General features: G+C 63.6%; 1 protein-coding gene. It reads left to right on the forward strand.

From position 1 onward, the window contains the following. Positions 1 to 5: 5 nt before the first annotated feature. Positions 6 to 3,241 (forward strand): translocation and assembly module protein TamB (locus tag JWR14_RS17080; RefSeq protein ID WP_299708941.1); only part of this gene is annotated, 3,236 nt, incomplete at its 3' end.

A 3,241-nucleotide genomic window follows, 5' to 3' on the forward strand; every position in this document is an offset into this window, starting at 1 on the left:
CAAGCATGAGCGACCAGAACGGCCAATCTCCCGCAGACCAACCGGACCCTTCCGAGGACCGGGGGAACGGCGCGTCTGAAAACGGAACGACGGCTCCGAAGCCGCGGCGCGGCGGCTGGCGGCGCCTGGCCAAATGGCTCGGCGGTATCGTGCTGGTGCTTGTGCTGTGCGTAGCGCTCGGCGTCGCAATGATCCTGTACGCGGTGAACAGCGAGCGGGGGACGCGCTACGTGTGGCAGGCAGCAACGTCGCTGCTCGGTGGCCGGCTGAGCGGCACGCTCGACGGCGGCGCAATAGCGACGGGCCTGCGCTTGCGCAACGTGCACTGGAAGAGTCTGGACGGCAACGGAACGGATATTGCCGTGGACAGCGTTTCCGGCAAGTGGGAACTGACGCGCGCGCCATTGCGTTTCACCATTGGTTATTTACATGTCGGTACGGTCGATGCCCGCATTGCACCTTCGCCGAAAGACACCAGCAAGACCGAGTTGCCGACGGATTTACGCTTACCAATTCAGCTTGCAATAAGCGATGTCACGCTCGACAAACTGCGCCTCCACGAAGGCGCGACCACTACCGAATTCTCGCGGCTCGCACTGGACGGACATAGCGATGGCCGTCATCACGAGGCGCGCATCCAGCGTCTCGATACGCCGTTCGGCGCCATCACGGCCGCATTGAAACTTGACGGCGGTGCGCGCCCATTTCCGCTGACCGGCGATGCTGGTTATTCGGGCGAGGTCAGCGGCGAGGCCGTGCAGGTGGCCGCGCATTTGACGGGTTCGCTGGAAAATCTCGTCGCCGATATCAACGCCAGCGGTCTGAAGCTCAAGGGCCAGGCGCACGTTGAAGCGGCGCCGTTCGGCGATGTGCCGCTCAAGCGCGCGCTGGTGACGATTGATCACGTCAATCCGCAGGCGTTCAGCCCGAGCGCGCCGTTCGCGGACCTCGCGCTGCGGGCAGAACTTACCCCCGATCCGGCTACGCCGAACGCGCTGGTAGTGACCGGACCGATATCGATCGTGAACGCGAAGCCCGGTTCAGTCGATAAGCAACTGCTCCCCTTGATCGATGCCCACGCGAACGTCAAGCTCGACGCATCGGCGCAAATTATTTCTGACCTGAACGTGCGGCTGTTGAAAGACGCCACCGTCACCGGCGGTGGAACGCTCAAGGGCGGGACAGGCCAGTTCGACCTGAAGGTCGCGAAACTTGACCTGAACGCGATTGAACCGACCATCCGTCCGACGCAGTTTGCCGGGCCGATAGGCATTCATCTCGATGGTGACAAGCAGACCATCACGCTGGATCTCAACGACCCGAAAGCGGCGTTGCGCGCGCAAGGCAAGGTCACGCTCGACGCCAAACAAACTGCGTTCGACGGCGTGAAACTGAGCGTAGGAAAGGGCCGTATAGAGTTGAGCGGCGCGCTGCAGAAAGACATTCGTTCGAGCTACGACCTGAAGGCGAAGCTCATCGATTTCAATCCACTGCTGCTGACCGACGAACTCGTCGCGAAGCCTTCGCCGAAAGGTTCTTCCAAAGCGAAGCCGGCGGCGAAATCCCGACCTATCGAAGCACGCGTGAACGGCACGCTATCCGCAACCGGCGTACTCGCGCCCACGCTGACCACCAAAGCCCAGTTCAAGCTCGGCGAGAGCGTCTACGACAACCTGCCGCTCACCGGCTCGGGCACGATCCAGGTCGTGGGAACGCGCATCCTGCCGAGCACCGCAACGCTTTCGGTTGCCGGCAACAACGTCGATCTCAACGGTAGTTTTGGCGCGCCGGGCGATCGCTTGCGTTTTCGTATCGATGCACCGCAACTCGAGCGCCTGGGCTTCGGACTGGCGGGACTCGTCAAGGCCGATGGCGATATCACCGGTTCTTTCGCGCATCCGAATCTGGCGGCTAACTATCAGGCCGACAGCGTGGTGTTCGGTGCGAATCGCGTGGGCCATGCTGAAGGCCGCGCGGAAGCGCGCGACGGCGCGAACGGTGCGCTGGTGTTCACCCTTCAGGCCCGCGATGTCAGCACGGACGGCGTCGATCTCGCGAGCCTCGACGCGAACCTCAACGGCACGCGCGCCAACCATACGCTCAACGCGGCCGCAGTCGGCAAGGTGCGAGGCAACGCGGTCAACCTGGCGCTTTCTGCAAACGGTCGCCTGACCGATGCCCGCGACGGCGCGCATTGGGACGGTACAGTGACGCGTTTATCGAACAAGGGCACGCCGAACGTAAATCTCGACGCGCCGCTCACTGTGAGCTACGCGCCGAATCATGTAGCGCTGGGCGCGACGCGTTTATCGGCGGAAGGCGCGGTGCTCGACTTGAAATCGTTCACGCTCGATGGCGGCCGCATCAGTTCGGCTGGCCAGTTGACGAACCTGTCGGTGGCGCGGCTGCTCGAAATCCGTCAGGAACTGGAGGGCGGACCGCCGCCCGCCAAGACCGATCTGGTCTTCGATGGCGACTGGAATTTCGCGCTCGGCGCCACCGCGACGGGCTACGTGCAACTGAAGCGGCGTTCGGGCGATGTCTCCATCGACGCGGCCCGTGGCGTCGCGGCGCTCGGCATCACAGATATAACCGCCCGCGCGGACTTCACGGGCGGCAACCGGCTCAACGCGACCGTGCATGCGCAGGCAACGCGGATCGGCGTGATCGATGCGAACGTCCACACGAACCTGGTGGCGCGCGACGGCGTGCTCACGGTCGCCGACGAAGCGCCGCTGAGTGGAGCGATTGAAGCGAACGTTCCCACGCTGCGCACGACCGGCGGCCTGTTCGGCCCGGCTTATCTGCTCGATGGTCAGCTCGGACTCAAGCTGACCATCGCGGGGATTGTTGCGAAACCGACGGTCTCCGGCATGCTGACCGGCGACAAGCTCTCGGTCACGGTCATCGATCAAGGCGTGCAGTTGAAGGACGGCGTGATCCGGATTGCGCTGTCCGAGAATCTGGTCGATCTGCAGCAGGTCGAGTTTCACGGCGCGAGCGGCACGTTGCGCGCGACTGGCAAGGTGCGGCTGGATCAGCAGCAGCCGGACCTGACGGCGAGCATCATCGCGGACAAACTCGAGCTGTTTGCGTCACCGGATCGGCAATTGCAGCTGTCGGGCAGTGCTTCGGTGGCGAACGCAGGACTGCAGGGCGGGATGGCGATTGACGGCAAATTCACCATCGATCACGCGCTCTTCGATCTGCCCGAGCAATCGGCGCCGTCACTTGGCGACGA

It is taken from the genome of Caballeronia sp. (assembly GCF_028292365.1).
GTDB lineage: Bacteria > Pseudomonadota > Gammaproteobacteria > Burkholderiales > Burkholderiaceae > Caballeronia.